Source organism: Pseudomonas muyukensis (assembly GCF_019139535.1).
GTDB classification, from domain to species: Bacteria; Pseudomonadota; Gammaproteobacteria; order Pseudomonadales; family Pseudomonadaceae; genus Aquipseudomonas; species Aquipseudomonas muyukensis.
In genome coordinates this window covers 2,701,046-2,726,731 of the sequence record NZ_CP077073.1, presented here as the reverse complement: position 1 = coordinate 2,726,731, position 25,686 = coordinate 2,701,046, and the positions used below count along the sequence as shown (strand labels likewise).

Annotated in this window: 22 protein-coding genes and 1 pseudogene; 15 read left to right on the top strand and 8 right to left on the bottom strand. The window is 65.3% G+C overall.

Annotation, left to right across the window (positions count from 1 at the left end):
- Positions 1-312: 312 nt before the first annotated feature.
- The 3 genes from KSS95_RS12190 to KSS95_RS12180 form a co-directional block, all read right to left on the bottom strand.
- Entirely contained in the window at positions 313-723 is a 411-nt protein-coding gene (locus KSS95_RS12190; protein ID WP_217853876.1) for an SRPBCC family protein, read from the bottom strand.
- A 71-nt stretch (positions 724-794) separates the two neighbouring features.
- A complete protein-coding gene (locus KSS95_RS12185; RefSeq protein WP_217853875.1) occupies positions 795-1,805 on the bottom strand; it encodes an aldo/keto reductase in 1,011 nt (336 codons plus the stop codon).
- A gap of 275 nt (positions 1,806-2,080) precedes the next feature.
- The gene (locus KSS95_RS12180; protein WP_217853874.1) at positions 2,081-2,722 is read right to left on the bottom strand and encodes a LysE family translocator; all 642 of its coding nucleotides are present in this window, start codon (positions 2,720-2,722) and stop codon (positions 2,081-2,083) included.
- Positions 2,723-2,878: 156 nt separating this feature from the next.
- On the opposite strand from KSS95_RS12180, the gene KSS95_RS12175 reads away from it, so the two are divergent.
- The 11 genes from KSS95_RS12175 (at position 2,879) to glpT (ending at position 15,654) form a co-directional block, all read left to right on the top strand.
- Positions 2,879-3,337: a GNAT family N-acetyltransferase gene (locus tag KSS95_RS12175; RefSeq protein ID WP_217853873.1), complete on the top strand. Its 459-nt coding sequence runs from the start codon at positions 2,879-2,881 to the stop codon at positions 3,335-3,337.
- A 979-nt stretch (positions 3,338-4,316) separates the two neighbouring features.
- Positions 4,317-5,819, top strand: coding sequence for a glycine betaine/L-proline transporter ProP (proP, locus tag KSS95_RS12170; protein WP_217853872.1), 1,503 nt, complete (start codon positions 4,317-4,319; stop codon positions 5,817-5,819).
- Positions 5,820-5,972: 153 nt separating this feature from the next.
- The gene (locus KSS95_RS12165; protein WP_217853871.1) at positions 5,973-6,428 is read left to right on the top strand and encodes a (2Fe-2S)-binding protein; all 456 of its coding nucleotides are present in this window, start codon (positions 5,973-5,975) and stop codon (positions 6,426-6,428) included.
- Entirely contained in the window at positions 6,428-8,671 is a 2,244-nt protein-coding gene (locus tag KSS95_RS12160) for a xanthine dehydrogenase family protein molybdopterin-binding subunit (RefSeq protein ID WP_217853870.1), read from the top strand. The genes KSS95_RS12165 and KSS95_RS12160 overlap by 1 nt, the downstream gene beginning before the upstream one ends.
- Before the next feature lie 17 nt (positions 8,672-8,688).
- Positions 8,689-10,023 (top strand): c-type cytochrome, encoded by a 1,335-nt coding sequence (locus tag KSS95_RS12155; protein ID WP_217853869.1) that lies wholly within the window; start codon positions 8,689-8,691, stop codon positions 10,021-10,023.
- A gap of 82 nt (positions 10,024-10,105) precedes the next feature.
- Positions 10,106-11,122 (top strand): XdhC family protein, encoded by a 1,017-nt coding sequence (locus KSS95_RS12150; protein ID WP_217853868.1) that lies wholly within the window; start codon positions 10,106-10,108, stop codon positions 11,120-11,122.
- A gap of 104 nt (positions 11,123-11,226) precedes the next feature.
- The gene (locus KSS95_RS12145) at positions 11,227-11,814 is read left to right on the top strand and encodes a hypothetical protein (RefSeq protein WP_217853867.1); all 588 of its coding nucleotides are present in this window, start codon (positions 11,227-11,229) and stop codon (positions 11,812-11,814) included.
- An 80-nt stretch (positions 11,815-11,894) separates the two neighbouring features.
- Complete coding sequence (locus KSS95_RS12140) at positions 11,895-12,200, top strand: NIPSNAP family protein (protein WP_217853866.1); 306 nt, start codon at positions 11,895-11,897, stop codon at positions 12,198-12,200.
- 66 nt (positions 12,201-12,266) lie between these two features.
- Positions 12,267-12,734: a DUF2231 domain-containing protein gene (locus tag KSS95_RS12135; protein ID WP_217853865.1), complete on the top strand. Its 468-nt coding sequence runs from the start codon at positions 12,267-12,269 to the stop codon at positions 12,732-12,734.
- Entirely contained in the window at positions 12,731-14,017 is a 1,287-nt protein-coding gene (locus tag KSS95_RS12130) for a PQQ-dependent sugar dehydrogenase (protein WP_217853864.1), read from the top strand. The genes KSS95_RS12135 and KSS95_RS12130 overlap by 4 nt, the downstream gene beginning before the upstream one ends.
- Positions 14,018-14,301: 284 nt before the next feature.
- Complete coding sequence (gene glpT / locus KSS95_RS12125) at positions 14,302-15,654, top strand: glycerol-3-phosphate transporter (RefSeq protein ID WP_217853863.1); 1,353 nt, start codon at positions 14,302-14,304, stop codon at positions 15,652-15,654.
- 126 nt (positions 15,655-15,780) lie between these two features.
- Here glpT and KSS95_RS12120 read toward each other — a convergent pair whose 3' ends face one another.
- From KSS95_RS12120 to KSS95_RS12110, 3 genes and pseudogenes are all read right to left on the bottom strand, one after another.
- Positions 15,781-16,068 (bottom strand): HigA family addiction module antitoxin, encoded by a 288-nt coding sequence (locus KSS95_RS12120; RefSeq protein ID WP_134694187.1) that lies wholly within the window; start codon positions 16,066-16,068, stop codon positions 15,781-15,783.
- An 18-nt stretch (positions 16,069-16,086) separates the two neighbouring features.
- Positions 16,087-16,362: pseudogene (locus tag KSS95_RS12115) on the bottom strand (type II toxin-antitoxin system RelE/ParE family toxin); the annotation flags it as partial.
- A gap of 164 nt (positions 16,363-16,526) precedes the next feature.
- On the bottom strand, positions 16,527-18,329 hold the full coding sequence (locus KSS95_RS12110) for a glycoside hydrolase family 15 protein (RefSeq protein ID WP_217853862.1): 1,803 nt from the start codon (positions 18,327-18,329) through the stop codon (positions 16,527-16,529).
- Positions 18,330-18,373: 44 nt separating this feature from the next.
- Here KSS95_RS12110 and KSS95_RS12105 point away from each other — a divergent pair, with 44 nt between their 5' ends.
- On the top strand, positions 18,374-18,565 hold the full coding sequence (locus tag KSS95_RS12105; RefSeq protein ID WP_217853861.1) for a hypothetical protein: 192 nt from the start codon (positions 18,374-18,376) through the stop codon (positions 18,563-18,565).
- 1,077 nt (positions 18,566-19,642) lie between these two features.
- Positions 19,643-20,692 (top strand): 3-oxoacyl-[acyl-carrier-protein] synthase III C-terminal domain-containing protein, encoded by a 1,050-nt coding sequence (locus KSS95_RS12100; RefSeq protein WP_217853860.1) that lies wholly within the window; start codon positions 19,643-19,645, stop codon positions 20,690-20,692.
- A 72-nt stretch (positions 20,693-20,764) separates the two neighbouring features.
- Here the strand turns inward: KSS95_RS12100 and zwf are convergent, their stop codons facing one another.
- Together zwf and gnd are read right to left on the bottom strand one after the other, a co-directional pair.
- Positions 20,765-22,273 (bottom strand): glucose-6-phosphate dehydrogenase, encoded by a 1,509-nt coding sequence (gene zwf, locus KSS95_RS12095; protein WP_217853859.1) that lies wholly within the window; start codon positions 22,271-22,273, stop codon positions 20,765-20,767.
- Positions 22,274-23,305, bottom strand: a complete 1,032-nt coding sequence (gene gnd, locus KSS95_RS12090; RefSeq protein ID WP_225935586.1) for a phosphogluconate dehydrogenase (NAD(+)-dependent, decarboxylating) — start codon at positions 23,303-23,305, stop codon at positions 22,274-22,276.
- Between the two features lie 153 nt (positions 23,306-23,458).
- Here gnd and KSS95_RS12085 point away from each other — a divergent pair, with 153 nt between their 5' ends.
- Both KSS95_RS12085 and glgA read left to right on the top strand, forming a co-directional pair.
- Positions 23,459-23,629, top strand: a complete 171-nt coding sequence (locus tag KSS95_RS12085; protein WP_217853857.1) for a DUF6026 family protein — start codon at positions 23,459-23,461, stop codon at positions 23,627-23,629.
- A gap of 497 nt (positions 23,630-24,126) precedes the next feature.
- On the top strand, positions 24,127-25,686 hold the full coding sequence (gene glgA, locus KSS95_RS12080; protein ID WP_217853856.1) for a glycogen synthase GlgA: 1,560 nt from the start codon (positions 24,127-24,129) through the stop codon (positions 25,684-25,686).

Below are 25,686 nucleotides of genomic sequence, written 5' to 3'. Positions count from 1 at the left end.
GATTATCGGCTTGCGCCTAGTGAAACTTTAGTGCCTTCGCAGTGCGGCTCCCGGTGAACTTTAATTTGTGAAAAGGCCAACCACTTCAATCGGTTGGAATCGACGCTCAACTAGACAATATTCCGATTGTCGAACAATCCAAGCCGACTTTAGTCGCAATGCCGGGGGCCTGCTGTTAAACACGAAGTGGCCAGGCGCATATTTAGGAATGATTCGCTAATCCAACTTTCCAACGCAGCACGGGGCCAGCCCGCTGCCACAGGAATTGCCTGTGGCAGCGGGCTGGCCCCGTGCGAGGAAGTGCCGGCTAGATCAAGCTTCGAGCTGTTGCTTGAGTGCCGCCAGGCCATCTTCGTAGATACCGGCGAACAGCGCGGTCGCTTCGGCGTCGCTGATGCCTTGCGGCACGAACGAACCGGACCATTGCACGCGGGCACCGCTGCCCTGGGCGACCACGCACAGGGTCGACTGGTAGTCGCGTACCGGGGCCGGGCCAGTGAGGATGGTGTAGCTGTAGCTGCGACGGGCTTCGTTGAAGTCCAGCAAGCGCTCGATGATGGTGTCGCCGTCAACGCTTTTGAGGGTGCGTACGCGGCCGCCTTGGCTCAGGGCGCTTTCAGGAATGAACGGCAGCCAGTCGGGCAAGGCGTCGAAGCCGCCAATCAGTTGCCAGACGCGGTCGGCGTCGACGGGGGTGTCGATAAAGGCTTGTGCGGTAGCCATGGTGATGCTCCTCGGGGCGCGGCCCCATTGATTCGTCGAGGGCAGGGCCGCGCGGGCCCTGCCGAGTCGGTTCAGACAGTCGGCACAGGTGCCAGGGCGTTGATCAGCCCTTGCTGGCGCAGGTCGTTCCAGAACGCCATCGGGATCACCTTGCTCAGGGCCGCCAGGTCTTCATTGGCGTGTTCTGGGCGGGTCGAGCCCGGGATCACCGAAACCACGGCCGGGTGGGCCAGGGCGAACTGCAGAGCAGCGGCCTTGACGTCGACATCATGGGCACGGGCCACGGCGCGAATGCGCTCGAGCTTGGCCAGCACGGCCGGGCTGGCCTTCTGGTACTCGAAGTGCTCGCCACCGGCGGTGACGCCAGAGCTGTACGGGCCACCGACGACGATGCCGGCACCCTGTTCAACCGCCTGCGGCATCACGCGCTGCAGGGCACGGTCGTGGTCGAGCAGCGAGTAGCGGCCGGCCAGCAGGAAGCCATCGGGCTTTGGCTCGTCCAAATCGAGGGTCAGTTCGATCGGTTCGACACGGTTCACACCCAGGCCCCAAGCCTTGATCACGCCTTCTTCACGCAGGCGGGAGAGCACACGGAAAGCGCCGGTGCGGGCGATCTCGAACTGGGTCAGCCATTCGTCGCCGTAGAAGTCCTGGGCGATGTCGTGGATCCAGACGATGTCCAGGCGGTCGGTCTTCAGGCGGCGCAGGCTGTCTTCGATCGAGCGCAGGGTGGCGTCGGCGCTGTAGTCGTTGACGATGCGGTTGCGGTTGCCGTGTTCGAACAGGCCGCTTTTCTCGCCCAGTTCACGGGCGGCTGGGTCTTCCAGTTCGTCGAGGATGATCCGCCCGACCTTGGTGCTGAGCACGTATTGGTCACGTGGGCGGCCGACCAGGGCGTTGCCCAGGCGGGTTTCGGAAAGACCGGCGCCGTAGAACGGGGCGGTGTCGTAGTAGCGCACACCGTTGGCCCAGGCGGCGTCGATGGTGGCCTGGACTTCGGCCTCGGGAACGTTGCGGAACATATTGCCCAACGGTGCGGCACCGTGGCCCAGCGGGTTGGCGATCAGGGACTTGAGGTTCATGGTGATTTCCTGGTTGGGGAGTCGTCTGTCGGCTCCAATGACGGCCATGCTAGGCCGCGCAACCAAGACCGTCCAAGTCATAATTCGACAGACTTGAGACCTTTAATGCAATATCGTTGAGTGAGGGCTCTGGGGAGGCGTTGTGAGCGGTGCAGCGCCTGGGAAGGGTTCGCCGCAACAGAGGTAGCGCCTGGGCGATCGAGCGCCGCCCGCGCGGCGCTCGATCTGATAGACGCTACATCTGTCGTGACGAACACCCGCCCCCCTAACCCCAACTAAGCCCCTTGCCGACGCATCGCCAGGATCGCCGCACCAAAGCCAATGAACGTGGTCCCCACCACCCGACTCACCCAACGCGACAACGACGGCCGGGTCAGCACGCCCTTGGCCCGCGCGGCCAGGGCGGCATACAGGCTCAGCGAGGTCAGCGACAGCAGGATGAAGATCCCGGTAAGCAACAGAAACTGCGGCAGCAGCGCCGCGCCCTGGTCGATGAACTGCGGGAACAGCGCGGTGAAGAACAGGGTCGCCTTGGGGTTGGTGACCGCGGTAACGAAGGCCGACCTGTAGAGTTTCAATGGTGTCGGCCGACGCGCCCCATCGCCGCCCTCGGCCCCGTCCGCCAGCATCGGGCTCTTCTTCAGCAGTTGCCGTACGCCCAGGTAGAACAGGTAGCCGGCACCAACCACCTTGACCGCGTTGAACAGCATTTCCGAACTGGCCAACAAGGCGCCCAACCCCAGCATGGCGGCGGCCGACAGGCAGAACAGCCCACTGGCATTGCCCAGCGACGACCATACCGCGCTGCGCTGGCCATGGGCCAGGCTGTTGTTGATGGCCATCAGGGTGGCGGGCCCTGGGCTGGCTATGGCGATCGCGGCGACCAGGGTGAAAGCGAGAAGCGAGTGAGTGTCCATGTTCAGGCTCGGCAAGTGATGGAAACTGGATAGTACCCGGACCAAAGCGGTTGCGGACCTGCTTTTTCGAGCGCCTGCCGGACCTGCCCTGCTCTTTCGTGAACCGGCGCTGGTGCGCCATGATACGCCCGCACATTTTCCCATAAGGACCTGCGCATGCCGCGCCTTGAGTGGCTGGACCAGCACATGGATCACTGCGACACCCTCGCGCGGTGGCTGCATCAACAATTCCATTACGAGTTTGCCGACCTGCCCCTGGCCGACTGGCAACGCACCTTTGCCGCAGACCAGCGCAATGGCCAATGCAAATGCCTGATCGCCCTTGAGGGTGAGCAGTTGCTGGGCAGCGCCGCCCTGGCGCTTGACGACCTGCCACAGCGGCCGGAGCTAGGCCCGTGGCTGGCCTGTGTGTTCGTCACCCCGCAGGCCAGGGGCCAAGGGTTGGCCGAACGGTTGGTCGAAGGCATCTGCGCGCATGCCCGCGATGCCGGCATCGCCAGGTTGTTCCTGCATACCCACGACCAGAACGCCTTTTACGCCAAACGTGGCTGGGTCGCCCTGGAGCAGTTCCAGGCCTGGGGCGAGCAGCATTGGCTGATGTCACGCAACCTGTAACCTCGCTGGATGGCACCGGCTGCGCCAGTGTTCGCCGGCAAGCCGGCGCCTACGCCGATTACGGCCTGCAACACCCGTAGGAGCCAGCCTTGCTGGCGAACCAGGCGCCACGGTGGATGGCACCGGCTTTGCCGGTGTTCGCCGGCAAGCTGGCTCCTACGCCGCCCGCGACCTGCCCGCCCGTAGGAGCCAGCCTTGCTGGCGAACCAGGCGCCACGGTGGATGGCACCGGCTTTGCCGGTGTTCGCCGGCAAGCCGGCTCCTACGCCGCCCGCGACCTGCCCGCCCGGAGGAGCCAGCTTGCTGGCGAACCAGGCGCCACGGTGGATGGCACCGGCTCTGCCGGTGTTCGCCGGCAAGCCGGCTCCTACGCCGCCCGCGACCTGCCCGCCCGTAGGAGCCAGCCTTGCTGGCGAACCAGGCGCCACGGTGGATGGCACCGGCTTTGCCGGTGTTCGCCGGCAAGCCGGCTCCTACACCGCCCGCGACCTGCCCGCCCGTAGGAGCCAGCCTTGCTGGCGAACCAGGCGCCACGGTGGATGGCACCGGCTTTGCCGGTGTTCGCCGGCAAGCCGGCTCCTACACCGCCCGCGACCTGCCCGCCCGTAGGAGCCAGCTTGCTGGCGAACCAGGCGCCACGGTGGATGGCACCGGCTCTGCCGGTGTTCGCCGGCAAGCCGGCTCCTACGCCGCCCGCGACCTGCCCGCCCGTAGGAGCCAGCCTTGCTGGCGAACCAGGCGCCACGGTGGATGGCACCGGCTTTGCCGGTGTTCACCGGCAAGCCGGCTCCTACGCCGCCCGCGACCTGCCCGCCCGTAAGCCAGCCTTGCTGGCGAACCAGGCAACGCGGTGGATGAGAGCGGCTGCGCCACGCAAAATCACCTGGTACGGAATTATTTAGCGCACCCTTGCATCTGATCCCTTAGAAGCGCTGGCCAAACCATGGCCAGGCCGCCCGCCACCTAAGGACAATGGCCCATGAAATCACGCAAGAAACCCGTCAAGCCCATCGGCCTGAAGGACATCACCATCGTCGACGACGCCAAGATGCGCAAGGCCATCACCGCCGCCGCCCTGGGCAATGCCATGGAGTGGTTCGACTTCGGCGTCTACGGCTTCGTCGCCTATGCCCTGGGCAAGGTGTTCTTCCCCAACGCCAGCCCCGGGGTACAGATGATCGCCGCCCTGGCCACCTTCTCCGTGCCCTTCCTGATCCGCCCGCTGGGCGGGCTGTTCTTCGGTGCCCTGGGCGATCGCTACGGGCGCCAGAAGGTGCTGGCCGCGACCATCGTGATCATGTCCCTGAGCACCTTCGCCATCGGCCTGATCCCCTCCTACGCCAGCATCGGCATCTGGGCGCCGATCCTGCTGTTGCTGGCCAAGATGGCCCAGGGCTTCTCGGTGGGCGGCGAATATACCGGCGCCTCGATCTTCGTCGCCGAGTACGCCCCGGACCGCAAGCGCGGCTTTCTCGGCAGCTGGCTGGACTTCGGCTCGATTGCCGGCTTCGTCCTCGGCGCCGGGGTGGTGGTGCTGATCTCGACGATCCTGGGCGAGGCGCAGTTCCTCGAATGGGGCTGGCGCCTGCCGTTCTTCCTCGCCCTGCCCCTGGGCCTGATCGGCTTGTACCTGCGCCATGCGCTGGAGGAAACCCCGGCCTTCCAGCAGCACGTCGACAAGCTCGAGCAAGGCGACCGCGAAGGCCTGGCCAGCGGCCCGAAAGTCTCGTTCAAGGAGGTGGCGACCAAGCACTGGCGCAGCCTGCTGACCTGCATCGGCGTGGTGATCGCCACCAACGTCACCTACTACATGCTGCTCACCTACATGCCCAGCTACCTCTCGCACAACCTGCACTACAGCGAGGACCACGGCGTGCTGATCATCATCGCGATCATGGTCGGCATGCTCTTCGTGCAGCCAATGATCGGCCTGCTCAGCGACAAGTGGGGGCGCAAGCCCTTCATCATCATCGGCAGCGTTGGCCTGTTCCTGCTGGCCATCCCGGCGTTCATGCTGATCACCAGCGGCAAGCTGGCGGTGATCTTCGCCGGCCTGCTGATGCTCGCCGTGCTGCTGAACTTCTTCATCGGCGTGATGGCCTCGACGCTGCCGGCGATGTTCCCCACCCATATCCGCTACAGCGCCCTGGCCAGCGCCTTCAACATCTCGGTGCTGATCGCCGGCCTCACCCCGACCATCGCCGCCTGGCTGGTGGAGACCACCGACAACCTGTACATGCCGGCCTACTACCTGATGGTCATCGCGGTGATCGGCCTGCTCACCGGCCTGACCATGAAGGAAACCGCCAACCAGCCGCTGCGCGGCGCCGCCCCGGCCGCCTCGGACATCGACGAGGCCCGCGAGCTGCTGCAGGAGCACCACGACAACATCGAGCAGAAGATCGAGGACATCGACGCGCAGATCGCCGAGCTCGAAGCCAAGCGCAAGACCCTGGCCCAACAGCACCCGCGCATCGACTGATGCGCGGCGTTGCGCATTCCGCCGGATTGCTTGCCTGATCCTCTGAACCTGCGGGGTGTACCGGTTCCGCACGGGTTGGCCTGTGCTAGCGTTTGTGGATTGGGGAACAGTGTATTCCCCACCCCACAACCGTGACTGCAGCAGGTGAGCCCGATGGAACTACGCATCAACCAGAAGACTTACCAGGTCGAGGCCGACGCCGACACACCCTTGCTCTGGGTGATCCGCGACGACCTTGGCCTGACCGGTACCAAGTACGGCTGTGGCCTGGCCCAGTGCGGCGCCTGTTCGGTGCTGGTGGACGGCAACCTGGTGCGTGCCTGCGTCACCCCGGTGGCCGGGGTGGTCGGCCGCGAGGTGACCACCATCGAGGCCATCGAGGATGACGCGGTGGGCAAGCGCGTGGTCGCCGCCTGGGTCGAGCACCAGGTAGCGCAGTGCGGCTATTGCCAGTCCGGCCAGGTGATGGCCGCCACCGCGCTGCTCAAGCACAGCGCCAAGCCCAGTGCCGAGCAGATCGACGCGGCGATGGTCAACCTGTGCCGCTGCGGCACCTACAACGCCATCCATGCCGCCCTGCACGACCTCGCCGAAGGGGGTAACGCCTGATGGCAACGCGCATCGACACCCCCGAAGACCTGCTGAAGCTGCCAGCAGGCGAAACCGTCAACCTGTCGCGTCGACGCTTCCTGGTCGGCACCAGCATCGGCGCGCTGGTGCTCGGCTTCGGCCTGCCCGTGGGCGTACCGCGGGTGCAGGCCGCCGCCACCACCGAGCGTGGCACCCAGGTGCCGGCCTTCCTGGAGATCCGCCCGGACGGCAGCGTGCGCCTGCTCAGCCCGTTCATGGAGGGCGGGCAAGGGGTCAACACTGCCATGGCGCAGATCGTCGGCGAGGAGCTGGACCTCGAACCGGCACGCTTTTTGGTCGAAAGCGCCCCCGCGGGCGAAGCCTACGTGGTGATGGAAAACGGCCTGCGCATCACCGGCGGCAGCATGTCGGTGCGCATGAGCTACCCGACCATGCGCCGCCTCGGTGCCCTGGCCCGGGCCATGCTGCTGCAGGCCGGCGCCCAGCACCTGGGCGTGGCGGTGGGCGAGCTGAGCACCGAGCCGGGCAAGGTGGTGCATGCCGCCTCGGGCCGCTCGATCGGCTATGGCGAGTTGGCCGGCACGGCCATGGACCTGCCAGTGCCGGACCCGGCCAGCGTCACCTTGCGCGACCCCGGCCAGTTCCGCTGGATCGGCAAGCCAGTGCCACGCCTGGACGCCTATGACAAATCCACCGGCAAGGCCGTGTACAGCATCGACGTCAAGGTCGACGGCATGCTCCACGCCGCCGTGCAGCATGCGCCGCGCCTGGGCATGACGGTCGGCCAGCTGCGCAACGAGGAGCAGGTCAAGGCCATGAAGGGCGTGCATTCGGTACACCCGCTACCCGGCGCGGTGGCGGTGGTCGCCGAGCGCTGGTTCAACGCCAAGCGCGCGGTGGAGGCCTTGCAGGTGGACTGGAAAGAACCCGCGGCCGACAGCAAGGTGCGGCCAATGCCGGCGGACTTTTCCAGCGATGGCTGGCGCGAGCACCTGGCCAGCCAGACCGGCCCGGCCCGCGACGATGAAAACCAGGGCGATGTCGCCGCCGCGCTGGCCAGCGCCAAGACCACCGTCGAGGCCACCTACCACAACCAGTTCCTCAACCATGCCCAGCTGGAGCCGCCGTCGGCCATCGCGCGCTTCAACCCCGACGGCAGCCTCGAGGTGTGGCTGCCCAACCAGGCCCAGGACATGTTCCGCGACGACATCGCCAAACGCACCGGCCTTGCCGCCGAACGCATCACCCTGCACTCGCCACTGCTGGGCGGTTTCTTTGGCCGGCACTTCCTGTACGACGCGGCCAGCCCCTACCCGCAGGCCATCGCCCTGGCCAAGGCCGTGGGCCGTCCGGTGAAGCTGATCTGGAGCCGCGAGGAAGAGTTCCTGCGCGATGCCATGCGGCCCATGGCCGTGGCCAAGTTCCGCGCCGGGCTGGATGACAAGGGCCTGCCGGTGGCCATCGAGGCCATCAGCGCCACCGAAGGCCCGACCGAGTCCATCGCCGGCCAACAGGGCGAGAAGCTCGACCCCACCGCCCTCGAAGGGCTGTCGGGCAAGGCCTACGCCATCGCCAACAAGCGCATCGCGCAGATCTACGTGAAGACCCCGGCCATGCAGGGCTACTGGCGTTCGGTGGGCAACTCGCTGAACGATTTCTTCTACGAGTCGTTCCTTGACGAACTGGCCGACAAGGGCGGCCATGACCCCTTCGAGCTGCGCCTGCACCTGTTGCAGGGCAACCCGCGCCTGACCACCCTGCTGCAGGCGGTGGCCGAGTTGTCCGGTGGCTGGAAGCGTGGCCCGTTCACCGCCGAGGACGGTAGCCAGCGCGCCCGAGGCGTGGCCATGGCCTCGCCGTTCGGCTCGGAAGCGGCGGTGATCGCCGAGGTGTCGCTGGAGGGCGGCCAGGTGAAAGTGCACGACATCTGGCAGGCCATCGACCCGGGCAGCATCGTCAACCCGGCGATCATCGAGGCGCAGGTCAACGGCGCGGTGTCCCTGGGCCTGTCCCAGGTGCTGCTGGAAGAGGCGGTGTGGCTGAACGGCCAGCCCAGGGCGCGCAACTACGACCTGTATCCGATCCTGCCGCCCGCGCGCATGGCCCGGGTGCATGTGCGCATCGTCCAGAGCGGGGCGAAGATGGGCGGTATCGGCGAGCCGCCGCTGCCGGCGGTGGCGCCTGCGGTGGCCAATGCCGTGGCGCGCTTGACCGGCCAGCGCGTGCGCAGCATGCCCTTGAGCCGCCATACCTTCAGCTGACCCGACAAGGACTGCCCATGAACAACAGCCGATTCGCACGAACCGCTGGCTGGTTGGCCGTGCCGTGCCTGGTGGCGGCTGGCCTGCTTGCCTGGTACGTCACCCGCGAGCCCGCCTCGCCCTTTACCGCCCAGGACAGCGCCGAAGCGAGCCTGGTCAGCCGCGGCGAATACGTCGCCCGGCTCAGCGACTGCGTGGCCTGCCACAGCCTACCCGGCAAGACGCCCTTCGCCGGCGGCCTGGAGATGGCCACGCCGCTGGGGGCGATCCATGCCACCAACATCACCCCGGACCGCGACCACGGCATCGGTGCCTACAGCCTGGCCGACTTCGACCGCGCCGTGCGCCAGGGCGTGGCCCCCGGCGGGCGCCGGTTGTACCCGGCCATGCCCTACCCGTCCTACGCCAAGCTCAGCGACGACGACGTGCGGGCGCTTTATGCGTTCTTCATGAAGGGCGTGCAACCGGCGGCCGAGGCCAATATCCCCAGCGACATTCCCTGGCCGCTGAACCTGCGCTGGCCCATCGCCCTGTGGAACGGCCTGTTCGCGCCGACCGCGCCCTACGCGCAGCAGCCTGGGCAGGATGCGCTGTGGAATCGCGGCGCCTACATCGTCCAGGGCCCGGGCCACTGCGGCAGTTGCCACACCCCGCGCGGCCTGGCCTTCAACGAGAAGGCCCTGGACGATGGTGGCGCGCCGTTCCTCGCCGGTGCGTTGCTCGACGGTTGGTACGCGCCGAGCCTGCGCCAGGACCACAACACCGGCCTGGGGCGCTGGAGCGAACCGGAGATCGTGCAGTTCCTCAAGACCGGGCGCAACCGACATGCGGTGGTGTATGGCTCGATGACCGAGGCGTTCAACAACTCCACGCAGTTCATGAGCGACGACGACCTGGCGGCCATCGCCCGTTACCTGAAGGCGTTGCCCGGCGACCCGCAGCGCGATGGCCCACCGTGGCACTACCAGGCGCAGGCCGCAACCAGCCAGGCACCGGGGGCGCATACCTACGCAACCCGCTGCGCCAGTTGCCATGGCCTGGACGGCAAGGGCCAGGCCGAGTGGATGCCGCCCCTGGCCGGGGCCACTTCGATGCTGGCCAGGGAGGACGCCTCGGCGATCAACATCACCCTCAATGGCTCGCAGCGCGTGGTTGCCGCCGGGGTGCCGGATGCCTATCGCATGCCGGCGTTCCGTGAGCAGTTGTCGGACCGGGAGATCGCCGAGGTGCTGAGTTTTGCCCGCGCGAGCTGGGGCAACCAGGGCGCGGGGGTGCAGGCCAAAGCGGTGGGCAAGTTGCGCGAGCATACCGACCCGGCCAGTAGCAGCCCGATCATCTTGCATATGCGCTGAAGACGCCATCGCCGGGCAAGCCCGCTGCCACGGTGGGGGCGTGCCCGGCAATGGCCACGCACACTGAAATACCGAGGCCACCATGGAAAGCATCGACCTGCTGGTGCTGCGCACCGCCCACGCCTGGCGCCAGGCCGGCCACCCCGTGCTGCTGGCCACCGTCGCCCGCACCTGGGGCTCCTCGCCACGCCCGGTAGGCTCGATGATGGCCCTGCGCAACGATGGCCGGGTAGTCGGCAGCGTTTCCGGCGGTTGCATCGAGGACGACCTGGTGCAGCGCTATACCACCGCCTACGGCGGCCCCGGCCTGCCGCAGCGAGCCCCCGAGGTGATCCGCTACGGGGTCAGCGCCGACGAGGCCCACCGCTTCGGCCTGCCCTGCGGCGGCACGCTGGAGCTGATCCTCGAATTCAACCCCGCCGTCGAGCCGCTGCATCAGTTGCTCACCCAGCTTGACGCCGGCCAGCTGGTACACCGCCAGCTGGCCCTGGCCAGCGGCGCGGTCAGCCTGGCGATCACCGCCACCCCGGGGCAGTTCGCCTTCGATGACCAATACATGGTCAATACCCTTGGCCCCGGCTACCGCATGCTGCTGATCGGCGCTGGCGCGCTGGCCGAGTACCTGGCGACCATGGCCCTGTTCAATGGCTTCAAGGTAGCGGTTTGCGACCCGCGCCCGGAACACATGGCCAGCTGGTCGGTGGCCGGCGTCGAGCACCTCAGGGGCATGCCCGATGACGTGGTCCGCGCCTGCAACGCCGACCTGCGCACCTGCATCATCGCCGTCAGCCACGACCCCAAGCTCGACGACCTGGCCCTGCTCGAAGCCTTGCACGGCCCGGCGTTCTACATCGGCGCCATCGGCTCGCGGCGCAACAGCCAGCTGCGCCGCGAACGGCTGATCGAGCATTTCGGCGAAACCGAACAGTCCCTGCAACGCCTGCATGGCCCCATTGGTATCTACATCGGCAGCAAGACCCCGGCGGAAATCGCGGTGAGCGTGATGGCCGAGGTGCTGGCGGCGAAGAACGCCGTGGCCTTGCCGGGAGCGGTGAGTGTGTCCAAGGCCAAGCGCGAGCGTGATCATCCCGTTTTGTAATGCCCGAACCGGCCTCGTCGCGGGGCAAGCATTGGCCACACACCTGCCAACCAGTGTCTATGCTTCTTCTCGCATACACCCTCGACCACAAGGAAGACAGGCCAATGAAACCCACCCGTTCCCTCGCACGTGCTGTCGCTTTTGCCTCGTTAGTGTCCACCGCCAGCTTCACCGCCCATGCCGCCCAGTTGCCCATCGCCAGCGAGGCGCTGCAAAGCCATGTCACCACCGAGGTGACCGCCATCGACCTGGCCAACCGCCAGGTTACGGTCAAGGGCCCCAACGACAAGGACGTGACTTTCCAGCTCAGCGAGCAGGCCAAGGCCCTGCCCAACCTCAAGGTTGGCGACCAGGTCGACATCAAGGTGACCCGCGCGGTGGCCTACGTGCTCAACACCCATGAGGGCGGCGCGCCCACGGCGTCGGTGGAGTCCGGCACCATCCGTGCCACCGCGGCCAACCCCAACCCCGGCGGCGAAGCCTTCCGCCAGGTCAAGGTCACCTCGCAGATCAAGAAGATCGACCTCAAGGCCCATGAGGTCAGCTTGTTGCCGCCCGAAGGCAAGCTGCAGGTGGTCAAGGTCGAGGACCCCGAGCTGCAGGCCCGCATGAAGAACCTCAAGGTCGACCAGACCGTCGATGCCATCTACACCGAAGTACTGAGCGTGGAGACCTCGCGCCCAGCCCAATAGGACGCGGCCCAGCCGGCGCATTGCCAAGGCAATGCGCCTGGCCGTAAGGTGAGCCCCCGGCTTATCAAGGAATGCGCGCCATGGTCACCTGCCACCTCAAATACATCATCGACCCGTACCAGGTCCCGGCCTTCGAAGCCTACGCCAAGCTGTGGATCGGCCTGGTCAATCGCATGGGTGGCAGCCACCATGGCTACTTCCTGCCCAGCGAAGGGGCCAACAATGTCGCCTACGCCTTGTTCAGCTTCCCAAGCCTGGCGGCCTACGAGCAATACCGCAGCGCGTCCGAGACCGACCCCGAGTGCATCGCCGCCTTTGCCCTGGCGACCGAGCAGCGCTTCATCCTCAGCTATGAGCGCAGCTTCCTGCGCCCGCTGCTCGCCTGACCTTGGCCGGGGCGCGGATTGAGTCAATTGCACTGAACTAAAGCGCCTTGTTCAGGATCCTCCCCTATGCGCCCTGCGCGCCCCTGGATCGCCGAACGACAAGGAGCCTCCGTGACCACGACCACCCTGCCCCGTACCACACCCGGCCCGCTGCATGCGACCCTGCTCGCCGGCAGCGTGCCATTGTTCCTCGGCGCACTGCTGAGCGACCTCGCCTACTACCAGAGCTACCAGATCCAGTGGAGCAACTTCGCCGCCTGGCTGATCGCCGGCGCCCTGCTGTTCAGCGGCCTGGCGCTGCTGTTCGCCCTGGCCAACCTGATCCGCGCGCCGCGCAAGGCCGGCCGCCCCACCTGGTATTTCCTGGTGCTGCTGGCGACCTGGCTGCTGGGCCTGGTCAACGCCTTCGAGCACGCCAAGGACGCCTGGGCGGTGATGCCCGCCGCTCTGCTGCTGTCGGTGATCGTCAGCGTGCTGGCCCTCATCGCCACCGCCATCGGCATGAGCAACCTGCGCAACGGAGGTGAAGCATGAAGCTGGCACTGAGCGCCCTGAGCATGGCCCTGCTGCTCAGCGCCTGCGGCGCTGACGGCGAGCCGACCCAGGCCCACGGCCCGGACCCGAAATTGCCGGCGCCGCAGCGCGGCCTGCTGCCGAGCATGAAGATCGCCCAACCGGCCGCCTGGGGCGAACAGAAACCCACGGTGCCGGCCGGCTACAGCATCAGCGCCATCGCCACCGACCTGAAGATCCCGCGCCAGGCCCTGGTGCTGCCCAACGGCGACATTCTCGTGGCCGAAGGCCGCGGCGGCAGCGCCGCCAAGCTCAAGCCCAAGGATGTGATCGCCAGCCAGATCAAGGCCAAGGGCAACACCCAGGTCACGGGCGGCAACCGCCTGACTTTACTGCGCGATGCTGACGGCGATGGCCGTTACGAACTGCAGACCGTGTTCGCCGACAGCCTCAACGCCCCCTATGGCCTGGCCTACGCCGACGGCAAGCTGTACGTGGCCAACCAGGACGCGCTGGTACGCTTCGACTACCGGGATGGCCAGACGAAGGCCGACGCCCCGCCGACCAAGGTCAGCGACCTGCCCGCCGCGATCAACCACCACTGGACCAAGTCGCTGGCCATCAGCCCCGATGGCCGCTACCTGTACGTCGGCATCGGTTCCAACAGCAACATCACCGAACGCGGCATGGAGGTGGAAGTCGACCGTGCCATGGTCTGGCAGATCGATGCCGTGACCGGCGCCCACCGCCCCTATGCCACCGGCCTGCGCAACCCCACCGCGCTGGCCATCCAGCCCGACAGCGGGCAGTTGTGGGCAGTGGTCAACGAGCGTGACGAGCTGGGGCCGGACCTGGTGCCGGACTACCTGACGTCCGTCAAGCAAGGCGCGTTCTACGGCTGGCCGTACAGCTACTGGGGGCAGAACGTCGACGAGCGCGTGCGGCCGCAGGACCCGCAGAAGGTGCAAGCCGCGATCAAGCCCGACTACAGCCTGGGCTCGCACGTGGCGGCGCTGGGGTTGGACTTCTCCAGCGCCGCCATGGGCGAGCCGTTCGCCGAAGGTGCCTTCGTCGGTGAGCACGGCAGCTGGAACCGCCCCGACCCAGTGGGCTACAAGGTGGTCTTCGTGCCGTTTCGCGCAGGCAAGCCGGCGGGCGAGCCGGTGGACTTCGCCAGCGGTTTTCGCGGCGAGGACGGCAAGACCCGCGGCCGGCCGGTGGGGGTGACGGTCGATCCCAAGGGTGCGCTGATCATTGCCGATGACCTGGCCAATACCCTGTGGCGGGTGACCCGTACGCCGTGATTGCGTGCGGCCACACCGTGCAACCGTAGGGGCCAGCGTGCTGGCGAACCAGGCGCGGCGGTCTGCCTGGCACCGGCTGCGCCGGTGTTCGCCAGCAAGGCTGGCTCCTACGGGTTGTCAGCATCCGCCTGCAAGGCCGATGACCTGGCCAAAAGCTTGCCCCTCGATAAGCGCACCTCGCCGGTTTTCACAAAAGAACAACCGCTCTTCGCAAAACCGATATTTTTTCTGTTACGAAAATGTAAAATTCGCTTTCGCATACCTATAACAAGCTGGAGCTTCACATGTTCGCCTTCTTCCGCCCTGCCGCGCACCAGGCGCCGCTGCCCGACGAGCGCGTCGACAGCACTTATCGGCGCCTGCGCTGGCAAATCTTCGCCGGGATCTTTTTCGGCTACGCCGGCTACTACCTGCTGCGTAAAAACTTCTCCCTGGCCATGCCTTACCTGATCGAGGAAGAGGGTTACACCCGTGGCCAGCTGGGCCTGGCGATCTCGGCCATCGCCATTGCCTACGGCCTGTCCAAGTTCCTCATGGGCCTGGTTTCGGACCGCTCCAACCCGCGCTATTTCCTGCCCTTCGGCCTGCTGATCTCGGCTGGGGTGATGTTCATTTTCGGTTTCGCGCATTGGGCCACGTCCAGCGTGGCGATCATGTTCGTGCTGCTGTTCATCAATGGCTGGGCCCAGGGCATGGGCTGGCCACCGAGTGGGCGAACCATGGTGCACTGGTGGTCGCAGAAAGAACGCGGCGGCGTGGTGTCGGTATGGAACGTCGCCCACAACGTCGGCGGCGGCCTGATCGGCCCTCTGTTCTTGCTCGGCCTGGGCTGGACCAACGACTGGCACGCGGCCTTCTACGTACCCGCCGCGGTGGCGGTGCTGGTGGCGGTGTTCGCCTTCGCGATGATGCGCGACACCCCGCAGTCGGTCGGCCTGCCGCCGGTCGAGCAGTACAAGAACGACTACCCAGAGGGCTACGACGAGAGCCATGAGCAGGAGTTCAGCGCCAAGCAGATCTTCGTCGAGTACGTGCTGCGCAACAAACTGCTTTGGTACATCGCCCTGGCCAACGTGTTCGTCTACCTGCTGCGCTACGGCGTGCTGGACTGGGCGCCGACCTACCTGAAAGAGGCCAAGCACTTCAGCGTCGACACCACGTCGTGGGCGTACTTCTTCTATGAATGGGCCGGTATTCCCGGCACCCTGCTGTGCGGCTGGATGTCCGACAAGATCTTCCGTGGCAACCGCGGCCTGACCGGCATCGTGTTCATGGCCCTGGTGACCGTGGCCACCCTGGTGTACTGGCTCAACCCGCCGGGCAACCCGACCATCGACATGATCGCCTTGTTCTCCATCGGTTTCCTGATCTACGGGCCGGTGATGCTGGTCGGCCTGCAGGCCCTGGAACTGGCACCGAAGAAGGCCGCCGGCACCGCCGCCGGCTTCACCGGGCTGTTCGGCTACCTCGGTGGCTCGGTCGCGGCCAGCGCAGCGATGGGCTATACCGTCGACCACTTCGGCTGGGACGGTGGCTTCGTGATGCTGGTGAGCGCGTGTGTGCTGGCGATCGCCTTCCTGATCCCGACGCTGCGCCATACCAAGGCGGCAAGCGCCGGGCGTGAAGCGACGGCTTGAGGCGTCAGACGGCGTGAAAAAGCCCGGGGCATGTGCTCCGGGCTTTTTTTGCCTGCCAGGCCTGTAACCGCGCGCCTAGCCCACCGTCACCCTGGCCGGCGGCGAGCGTGCCCACGACGGATCGCTTCAGGCCGCCTGGAACAACCGGGTAATAACCGGCTGCTGGCGTTGACGGGCCTGCCAGATGTCGTAATCCACCTGGATCGTCAACCAGAGCCGCGCCGTACTGATACCTGCCATTTCCAGCCGCACCGCCAAGTCCGGCGAGACCGCCGCGCGCGCGTGCAGTACACGGGATAGTGCCTCGCGCGAAAAACCCAGGTGCGCAGCAAACGCCTTGACCGTCAGCCCAAGGGCGGGCAGAACATCTTCACGCAGCGTTTCGCCGGGATGAGGCGGATTGTGCATAGGCATGATAGGGACTCCTGATCCGTGATAGTCGAGGTAATCGACCAGTTCGACGTCGCAACCTGTGAAGCGGAACACCAGCCGCCAATTGCCGGACACGCTGACCGACCAGGAGCCCGCGCGCTCACCCTTGAGTGGATGCAGTTGCCAGCCGGGAATGCACAGGTCGGCGGCGACCACGGCACGATCGAGAAACTGCAGTTGCCGTGGTAAACGCTGCGCATGCGCAGGCTGGATACCTCGGATGTTGCCTGTCTCGTGGAAAAGCCGCAGTCCTTTATGGCGAAAGCTGATGATCATCGGAGCACACCGTATCCGTGTTGTGCGAGACGATGAGTGTGACCCCAGGCATCACAGTGGGCAAAATAATATATGTGACGCAATGCGTCACACTGTCCGGCGAACATGCGCCATCCCAACACAAGGCTGCCAGGTGGCGCTGACAACGCTTGGCTGCGACAGGGTCACAGGTTGCATGTTCTCGCCCGATCCCGCACCGGACACTGCGCCCGGTGCAGGTTCAGCGCCGTGTTGATGATCCCGATATGACTAAACGCCTGCGGGAAGTTGCCCAGCATGCGTTTGCCCGCCGGATCGTACTGCTCGGCCAGCAGCCCTAGGTCATTGCACAACCCGGTCAGCCTTTCATACAAGGCCTGCGCCTCTGCCTGCCGGCCCAGCAGCACATACACATCCGCCAGCCAGAACGAACACACCAGGAAGGTGCCCTCCCCCGGCGTCAGCCCATCGCTGCAGCTGTCGCTGTCATAACGCAGCAGCAAGCCGTTGCGCAGCAGGCGTCGCTCGATCTGTTCGAGGGTGCGCAGGAAGCGTGGATCCTGCACCGGCAGGAAGCCGGTCAGGGCAATCTGCAACAGGCTGGCATCCAGTTCGCTGGAGCCATAGGCCTGCACGAAGTACTGCCGACTGGCATCCAGCCCACGTTCACAGACCTCGTTGCGGATCTGGTCGGCCACCTGGCGGTAATACGCGCCCCGTTCACGGTCTTCCTCGGTGGTTTCTGCCAGGCTCGCGGCGCGGTCGAAGGCCACCCAGGCCATGACCTTGGAATGCACGAAGTGCTGGCGGCCGCCACGCACCTCCCAGATGCCTTCGTCCGGTTCGCGCCAGATGCTTTGCAGGTACGGCAGGATCGACCGGGCGATGGCCGAACTGCGCGGATGCCGCGGCAGGCCGCCCTTGATGGCCTGGCTCATGGCGTCGGCCAGCTCGCCGTAGATATCCAGCTGCCGTTGTTCAGAGGCCGCATTGCCGACCCGCACCGGTTGCGAACGCTCATAGCCGGGCAACCAGGGCAAGGTGAATTCCGCCAGGTCGCGCTCACCGGCCAGCCCGTACATGATCTGCATCTGCTCGGGGTTGCCCGCCACCGAGCGCAGCAGCCATTCGCGCCAGGCCTGGGCCTCGTCGAAGTAGCCGAGGTTCATCAGCGCCAGCAGGGTCATGGTGGCGTCGCGCAGCCAGCAGTAGCGGTAATCCCAGTTGCGTTCGCCGCCGACGCGCTCGGGCAGCGAGGTGGTCACGGCGGCGACCATGCCGCCGGTGGGCGCGTAGGTCATGGCCTTGAGGGTGAGCAGCGAACGGCGTACCAGCCCGGTGTAGGGGCCGACTTCGGGGCAGCGGGCGGCGAAGGCCTGCCATTGGTCGATGGTCTGCTGCAGGTCGTGGTCGACATCGCAGCCGGGCTGCACGGGCAGATGCGAGGCCTGGTGGCACAGGCTGAACACCTGGCGCTCGCCTGGGCCTACGCGAAAGCGGGCGACGCTGTGGTGGTCGCGGCCGTGGGTTTGGGTGCTGCTGCGCAGGATCAGGCGGTCGGGGCCGGCGACGGCGCTGAGGGTCAGGGGGTCGAGTTTTTCCACCCAGGGCACGCTGCGGCCGTAGTCGAAGCGCAGCACCAGGTCCATCTCGAACGCGGTCTCGCCGGCCAGGCCTTCGACGATGCGCAGCACGGCGTTGTGTTCGCCCAGGGGCATGCAGTCGAGCACCCGGGCGCGGCCGCTGGCGGTGGTCCAGGTGGTTTCCAGCACCAGGGTGTCGTCGAGGTAGCGGCGTGTGCTGTGCTCGACGGGGTCGCTGGGGGCGATGCGCCAGCGGCCGTTCTCTTCGTTGCCCAGCAGGGCGGCGAACACGGCCGGGGCGTCGAAGCGCGGCAGGCACAACCAGTCGAGGGCGCCATCGCGGTTGACCAGGGCGGCGCTACGGCAGTTGCCGATGAGGGCATAGTCTTCGATCTGGGCGGGCATCGTGGGTCCTCGGTGGGGGGCTTGAGGTTGGATGCCAAGGCACGATGGCCGGTTCCATCGAAGCACCCGATGCTGATTGTGCCGTTGCTGTTGCTGTTGCTGTTGCTGTTGCTGTTGCTGTTGCTGTTGCTGTTGCTGTTGCTGTTGCTGTTGCTGTTGCTGTTGCTGTTGCCGAACGAGAGGCTAGCGCCCTATCCCACGAGCGACAGCTGCGCCAGTGCAGGCGCCGCGCGTAACTTCGCGACTTCAGGAGGCCGAACGCAGGCCTTGCGTAGGGAGGTGACGGGCATGGATGCCCGTCAAGCGCTGGGGCCCAGGATGGGCCCTACAGCGCGGTCCTCCCGGGAGCAAGGCCGGAGTGAGGGAACCCGGAGCGTAGCGTAGGGCCGGATGAATGGAGCGCAGCGTTTTTTGGTTACTTTTTGTCGCGTTTGACAAAAAGTGACTCGCCGTAAGGGCGAAAAGGTGACTAAGCGTCGATATAGCCAATGAATGCGCTTACCTCTGTGAATACCCACGCCGACCGACTTTGACTTTGACTTTGACTTTGACTTTGACTTTGACTTTGACTTTGACTTTGACTTTGACTTTGACTTTCAGAGCGTGAGTTTTGAAAGCTATACGCGCATTCATTGGCGATGGCGACGCATAGTCACCTTTCCGCCCTTACGGCGGGTCCCTTTTTGAAGGATCAAAAAGGAACCAAAAAATCCTCGCTCCATTCATCCGGCCCCTACGCTTCGCTCCGGGGTCCCCTCGCTCCGTTCTTGCTCCCGTGGGTACCGCGCTGTACGCCCCATCCTGGGGCGCAGCGCTCGACGGCCATCCATGGCCGTCGCCCCACTACGCAAGAACTCCACTCGGCCTCCTGAAGTCGCAATTGGCGGCGTGGGATAGGGCGCTAGCCTCTCGTTCGGCAACAGCAACAGCAACAGCAACAGCAACAGCAACAGCAACAGCAACAGCAACAGCAACAGCAACAGCAACAGCAACAGCAACAGCAACAGCAAGAGCAAGAGCAAGAGCAAGAGGCAAAAGCTAGAAGCTAGAAACACTTCGAGCACTCACCACATCTGATACGTAAACCAACATAACCCTATCCAAATGACAACTTAACGAAACAGCCACGGGCACCTAAACCTGGGCAAGCGAATCCACGCTTCTTGATCCAGATCAACAGACAGCCTCACGTCCTTGATTCGTCACTTGGCTCTGCTAGAAGTATTGGGCCAGTGGCCACTTGCAAGGATGAGCCAGCCACTGCCCGCACGTAAAAACCGTAGTTAATCAATAGCCAAAGACAAGGATGTCACATGAAGATCATCGGACTCTCCGGAAGACTGCCATCGCGCCGCGTCAGCAACCAGGACGTGATCGACCTGGTCGAGGAACACTCCAAACACACCTTCCAGGATGACCTGCCGAAAACCTTGAAAACCATCGGCAAGTTACTGGAAAAAAGTGGCAGCGACACACGCCATTGGCTGGCCGCCGACGAGACACCCATGCAGTTGATGGAAACCGCATTCGACGCCGCCCTGGCACAGGCCAATATCAGCAAGGCCGACCTCGACCTGCTGGTCTACCCCAACGTCACCCGCGGTTTCATCGAGCCCGCCAACAGCACCTTCATCGCCAAGGCCCTGGGCCTGAACTGCCGAAACTTCGATGTGGTCGACGCCTGCAACGGCTGGGTCACGGCCATGGACGTCATCAACAGCAAGATGCAAGCCGGTGAAATCCGCTACGCCGCCATCGTTAACATGGAATTCGGCATGTCGGCGGGTGGACCGGTCATGCCCAAGAACTTCTCGCTGCAGTCACCCGCCGAACTCGCCTACAAGTTCCCCAGCTTCACCATTGGCGAAGCGGTCACGGTCACTATCCTCAGTCACCAGGCACCCGGCAACTTCAAGTTCTCCTACATCAACCGGCCTGACCTCAGTGACTTGTCGACCATCTCCCTGCCGGACTGGAAACTGTTCTGCAACGAGACAGACATCGAACGCATTGCCCCCACCGGCGGCCAGTACCAATTCAACTCCTATGCCGCGGCCCTGCACGAAGATGGTCGCAATGAAGCGATAAAAGTATTCAACATGCAAAAACTCTCGGCGGACGATGTGCATAAAGTGTTCATCCATACCGGCTCGCCGAAAATGTGGGAGCACATTGGCCAGATGATCGGCATCGATCACAAGTTGCATCACGTCGGGCCCCAGACCGGCAACATCATTACCGCGTCCATCCCCTATGGCATCTTCGATGCCATGAGCCGCGGCGAGGCCGAGCCAGGGCAGTTCTGCATGGGCTGGGCAGGCAGCGGCGGCATGGTGTTCTCGGCCCTGTCATTCACCCTCTAAGGCACTGCGAAAACCTGCCGCCGTGCTGCAACGGCGGTAGGCTACCACCCCGTTGGCCTGCACCGCTCGACATCAACCCAGCGTATGCCACTCCCGCTTGTCCCGCGCCAGCAGCTCGTCACCGGCCTCGGGGCCATCGGCGCCTGCCGGGTACTCATGCACCTCGCCTTCGCCAGAGGCCCAGGCATCGAGGAATGGCTGCACCGCACGCCAACCGTTCTCGATGTTGTCGGCGCGCTGGAACAACGTCTGGTCGCCGGTGAGGCAGTCGTAGATCAGCGTCTCGTACCCCGTCGCCGGGGTCATCTTGAAGAAGTCCTTGTAGGCAAAGCCCAGCTCGACATTCTCCATCACCAGCTCAGGCCCCGGACGCTTGGCCTGCAGGTCGAACCACATGCCCTCGTTGGGCTGGATCTGGATCTTCAGGTAGTTGGGCTTGGGCCGTTCCAGCTCGCTTTCGCGAAACTGCGCATAGGGCGCCGGCTTGAAGCAGATGGCGATCTCGGTGTCGCGCACGCTCATGCGCTTGCCGGTACGCAGGTAGAACGGCACCCCGGCCCAACGCCAGTTGTCGATCATCACCTTGAGCGCCACATAGGTTTCGGTGCGGCTGTCGGCCGCGACATTGGGCTCGTCGCGGTAACCGGCCAACGGCTTGCGGCCCTGCTTGCCAGCGCCGTACTGGCCACGCACGGAATGCTTCAGGGCCATCTTTTGCGACCAGGGCCGGATGGCGCCGATCACCTTGGCCTTTTCACCACGCACGGCATCGGCGCCAAAGGCCGCCGGCGGCTCCATGGCGACCATGGCCAGCAGCTGGAACAGATGATTGGGCACCATGTCGCGCAGCGCCCCGGTGTTGTCGTAGAACGCCCCGCGCGTCTCGACGCCGACGGTCTCGGCGGCGGTGATCTGCACGTGGTCGATGTAATGGTTGTTCCAGAACGATTCGAACAGGCCGTTGGAAAAACGGCTGACCAGGATGTTCTGTACGGTTTCCTTGCCCAGGTAATGGTCGATGCGGTAGATCTGCCGCTCGCTCATCACCTTGAGCAGGCAGGCGTTGAGCGCCTCGGCACTGGCAAGGTCGGTGCCGAAGGGCTTTTCCACCACCACCCGGCGAAAGCCACCGGCCGACTCGTCGAGCAGGCCGGCTGCGCCCAGGCGTTGCGCCACCTCGGGGAAGAAACGCGGCGAGGTGGCCAGGTAGAAGATGGCATTGCCATGGCTGGTTTTATCGATGCGCCGGGCCAGGGCCTTGTAGGTCTCGGGGTCGAGAAAATCGCCGGTCTGGTAGTCCAGGCGCTTGGCCAGGCGTGCCCAGAGCTTGTCGTCCAGGCACTTGGCGCCAGCCTCCGCGCCCTTGCCGCGCGCCTGCATGAACGCCTGCAGGCGCGCGGCAAAGTCCTCGGCCGTGGCCGGGTTGTGATCGACCCCGACGATACGCAGGTTGCGGTCGAGCAGCCCGTCGCGGCTGAGGTTGTACAGCGCCGGCATCAGCAGGCGCTTGACCAGGTCGCCGTTGGCGCCGAACAGGAACAAGGTGCATGGCGGCGCCGCGGCGATGGTCGATTTGCTCATTTAGTCCTTCTTCTTCTCGACGTGACCGCCAAAGCCCAGGCGCATGGCGGAGAGGATCTTGTCACCGTAGGTGCCCTGCTGCTGGCGCGAGCGGAAGCGGGCGAACAGCGCGCTGGACAGCACCGGCACCGGCACCGCCTGCTCGACGGCGGCATCGATGGTCCAGCGACCTTCACCACTGTCGGACACCGAGCCACTGAACTCGCGAAGCTGCGGGTCGGCGACCAGGGCGTCGGCGGTCAGGTCCAGCAGCCAGGAGGTGACCACGCTGCCACGGCGCCACACTTCGGCGATCTCGGCGACATTCAGGTCGAAGCGCTGATCTTCCGGCAACTCGTCGCCGCCCTTGCTGCGCAACAGGTCGAAGCCTTCGGCGTAAGCCTGCATCAGGCCGTACTCGATGCCGTTGTGGATCATCTTCACGTAGTGGCCAGCGCCGGGTGGGCCGGCATGGATGTAGCCGTGCTCGGCACGGTCGTGCTCGCCGCTGCGGCCCTGGGTGCGCGGAATGTCGCCAACGCCCGGGGCCAGGGCCTTGAACAGCGGCTCGAGGCGCTCGAACACGGCCTTCTCGCCACCGATCATCATGCAGTAGCCACGGTCCAGGCCCCACACGCCGCCGGAGGTGCCGACGTCGAGGTAATGCAGGCCACGCTTGCCCAGCTCGGCGGCGCGGCGCATGTCGTCCTTGTAGAAGGTGTTGCCACCGTCGATGATGGCATCGCCCGGCTCGAGCAGGTCGGCCAGTTGCGCGATGGTCTGCTCGGTGATTTCGCCGGCGGGCAGCATGACCCATACCGCGCGCGGCGCCTTGAGTTTCTGCACCAGCGCACCGAGGTCGTGCGCGCCGACGGCGCCCTCGCCTTCCAGGGTGGTGATAGCTTCGCGGTTGCGATCGTGGACCACAGTGCTGTGACCTGCGCGCATCAGGCGCCTTGCGATATTGCCGCCCATGCGGCCAAGCCCGATGATTCCCAGTTGCATGTGACGACGCTCCCGTAGGTTTTGCTTTACAACAGTTGAAGATTTCAGATTAGTCCAGCGTTCTTGCGTAGGGTTCAGCGACGAACGGGGCGACAACGATAAACAAAAAAGTTCCCAAGGGCGTGCAAAGAATTCAAACTGCGCGCCGCGTGAAGCGACTACGCTTCAAATTGTCACCAGCCAACCCTGCGAGGTGTGCTCATGGGTACCCTGATGCCTGCCACTCCCCCCCAGACCCTCTATGTCACCGTGCGCCGCGACGAGTTGCGCCAGTTGCAGGACGAACGCGAGCAACTGCGCCAGCAACTCGCCCAACTGCACTTGCAGCTGGAGCAGGCCCGCCTGCAAGGCAACAACGCCGCCAGCCACTGATTCGCCGCCCCTGCCCGTGGGAGCTGCTCAGCTCCCACCTGCCCTGCAATGCCCTTCCTGCGCTGCCCCGGCGCACCGGTAACGACGTAGATCCGCCGCCGCCCGCTGCAAACCCGCCTATTTTGCAACATCTCGCCAACGTTTGCGCAGGCAAACCACCAGCACCAAAATGACCAACGGGTCACTTTTGTGCCGTTTCGTCTCCTACACTGCAGTTTCGGCCCGCGTTTTGCTCGGAAAACGTGACGTAAAAAAGTCGAACTTTCCGAAATGCGGGCAGGTCAGGAACTAAGTAGGCCAACGCAAAAGGACTTCCTCACGCCAGGCCCACCCACCCCAATCAGTCCACACGCCTGTCGGCCAGGAGTGCCGAGCGTGCCGTGCCTGCGCGCACAGAAATGGGGCAAGGAACGCACTACCAGGATGCAACAACGCATATAGAGAGCCAACCGCACGCGCCAACACCACACACGCCAGAACAAGGGACGGAGAGAAGTATGATCAGTGCCGCTGTCGAACCTCACGCAGACTCATTCCATCCGGATAACCGCGAGCCGCTGCCGCCGAGCCTCGCCCCGACAGTCCCGGCACCCGGCGCCCGGCGCCAGCACAACCCGAACAGGCGCAAGGTCCTGTTCGTCACTGCAGAGATCGCCGACCTGGTCAAGACCGGCGGCCTGGGCGACGTGTCGTCGGCCCTGCCCCGCGCCCTGGCCCACCTGCACGATGTGCGGGTACTGATCCCCGGCTACCGCCAGGTGGTCGAGAGCGACAACCCCATTCATATCGTCGGTGAACTGGGCGGCCACGCCGCGCTGCCGCCGTGCAAGATCGGCCGCATGGACCTGGCCGACGGCCTGGTGATCTACGTGCTGCTGTGCCCCGAACTCTACCTGCGTGACGGTACGCCCTACGGCGCCAACAACGGTCGCGACTGGCCGGACAACCATATCCGCTTCGCCCGCCTGGGCCTGGCCGCCGCGGAAATCGCCGCTGGCGAAGGCATGGCCCACTGGCGTCCGGACCTGGTCCACGCCCACGACTGGCCAGCCGGCCTGGCCCCGGCCTACATGCACTGGCGCGGCCTGCACACGCCGACCCTGTTCACCATTCACAACCTGGCCTACCAGGGCGTCTACAGCCGCGGTTGCAGCCCGGAGCTGGCGATCCCCGACCACGCCATGCAGCAAGAGGGCATGGAGTTCTACGGCAAGCTGTCGTTCCTCAAGGCCGGCCTGGCCTACGCCAGCCATATCACCACGGTCAGCGCCACCTATGCGCGGGAGATCACCACCCCTGAATTCGGCTGCGGCCTGCACGGTTTCCTTGCCAGCAAGGCCGAGCAAGGCCTGCTCGGCGGCATACCCAACGGCATCGACGCGAGCTGGGACTCAGCCACCGACAGGCACCTGCACCACAACTTCAGTCTCAACGACTGGGAGGGCAAGGCGCGCAACACCGAACAGGTGCGTGAGCTGTTCGGCCTGGAGCGCACGGCCGGGCCGCTGTTCGCCGTGGTTTCGCGCCTGGTTTACCAGAAAGGGCTGGACCTGACCCTGGGCGTGGCCGACTTCATCGTCGAGCAAGGCGGCCAGATCGCCATCATTGGCCGCGGCGAGCCCGAGGAAGAACAGGCCATGCGCGAACTGGCCTTGCGTTACCCCGGCCGCATCGGTGTGCGCATCGGTTTCAACGAGACCGACGCCCGGCGCATGTTCGCAGGCTCCGACTTCTTGTTGATGCCTTCGCGTTACGAACCCTGCGGCCTCAGCCAGATGTACGCGCAACGCTTCGGCTCGTTGCCGGTGGCCCGCAACACGGGCGGTTTGGCCGATACCATCGAGGATGGCGTGACCGGTTTCCTGTTCGACGACTCTACCGTCGACAGCTACCTGGAAGCCCTGCGCCGAGCATTCTACGTGTATGGCAAGCAAGACCTGCTCAACGCCATGCGTTGCCTGTCCATGACCCAGCCGTTCAACTGGTGCCAGGCGGTGGAACCCTACGCCCGGCTGTACGAAAACCTGGTCCAGCAGGCACAGACTGCCCACTACTGA

Coding starts and splice junctions, on each gene's coding strand:
- zwf (WP_217853859.1), bottom strand. CDS start 22,273: ATGAGCAAATCGACCATCGCCGCGGCGCCGCCATGCACCTTGTTCCTG.
- KSS95_RS12190 (WP_217853876.1), bottom strand. CDS start 723: ATGGCTACCGCACAAGCCTTTATCGACACCCCCGTCGACGCCGACCGC.
- KSS95_RS12085 (WP_217853857.1), top strand. CDS start 23,459: ATGGGTACCCTGATGCCTGCCACTCCCCCCCAGACCCTCTATGTCACC.
- KSS95_RS12140 (WP_217853866.1), top strand. CDS start 11,895: ATGGTCACCTGCCACCTCAAATACATCATCGACCCGTACCAGGTCCCG.
- KSS95_RS12180 (WP_217853874.1), bottom strand. CDS start 2,722: ATGGACACTCACTCGCTTCTCGCTTTCACCCTGGTCGCCGCGATCGCC.
- KSS95_RS12120 (WP_134694187.1), bottom strand. CDS start 16,068: ATGCCTATGCACAATCCGCCTCATCCCGGCGAAACGCTGCGTGAAGAT.
- KSS95_RS12135 (WP_217853865.1), top strand. CDS start 12,267: ATGCGCCCTGCGCGCCCCTGGATCGCCGAACGACAAGGAGCCTCCGTG.
- KSS95_RS12175 (WP_217853873.1), top strand. CDS start 2,879: ATGCCGCGCCTTGAGTGGCTGGACCAGCACATGGATCACTGCGACACC.
- KSS95_RS12100 (WP_217853860.1), top strand. CDS start 19,643: ATGAAGATCATCGGACTCTCCGGAAGACTGCCATCGCGCCGCGTCAGC.
- KSS95_RS12150 (WP_217853868.1), top strand. CDS start 10,106: ATGGAAAGCATCGACCTGCTGGTGCTGCGCACCGCCCACGCCTGGCGC.
- KSS95_RS12160 (WP_217853870.1), top strand. CDS start 6,428: ATGGCAACGCGCATCGACACCCCCGAAGACCTGCTGAAGCTGCCAGCA.
- glgA (WP_217853856.1), top strand. CDS start 24,127: ATGATCAGTGCCGCTGTCGAACCTCACGCAGACTCATTCCATCCGGAT.
- KSS95_RS12130 (WP_217853864.1), top strand. CDS start 12,731: ATGAAGCTGGCACTGAGCGCCCTGAGCATGGCCCTGCTGCTCAGCGCC.
- proP (WP_217853872.1), top strand. CDS start 4,317: ATGAAATCACGCAAGAAACCCGTCAAGCCCATCGGCCTGAAGGACATC.
- KSS95_RS12165 (WP_217853871.1), top strand. CDS start 5,973: ATGGAACTACGCATCAACCAGAAGACTTACCAGGTCGAGGCCGACGCC.
- KSS95_RS12145 (WP_217853867.1), top strand. CDS start 11,227: ATGAAACCCACCCGTTCCCTCGCACGTGCTGTCGCTTTTGCCTCGTTA.
- KSS95_RS12105 (WP_217853861.1), top strand. CDS start 18,374: ATGGCCGGTTCCATCGAAGCACCCGATGCTGATTGTGCCGTTGCTGTT.
- KSS95_RS12185 (WP_217853875.1), bottom strand. CDS start 1,805: ATGAACCTCAAGTCCCTGATCGCCAACCCGCTGGGCCACGGTGCCGCA.
- KSS95_RS12155 (WP_217853869.1), top strand. CDS start 8,689: ATGAACAACAGCCGATTCGCACGAACCGCTGGCTGGTTGGCCGTGCCG.
- glpT (WP_217853863.1), top strand. CDS start 14,302: ATGTTCGCCTTCTTCCGCCCTGCCGCGCACCAGGCGCCGCTGCCCGAC.
- KSS95_RS12110 (WP_217853862.1), bottom strand. CDS start 18,329: ATGCCCGCCCAGATCGAAGACTATGCCCTCATCGGCAACTGCCGTAGC.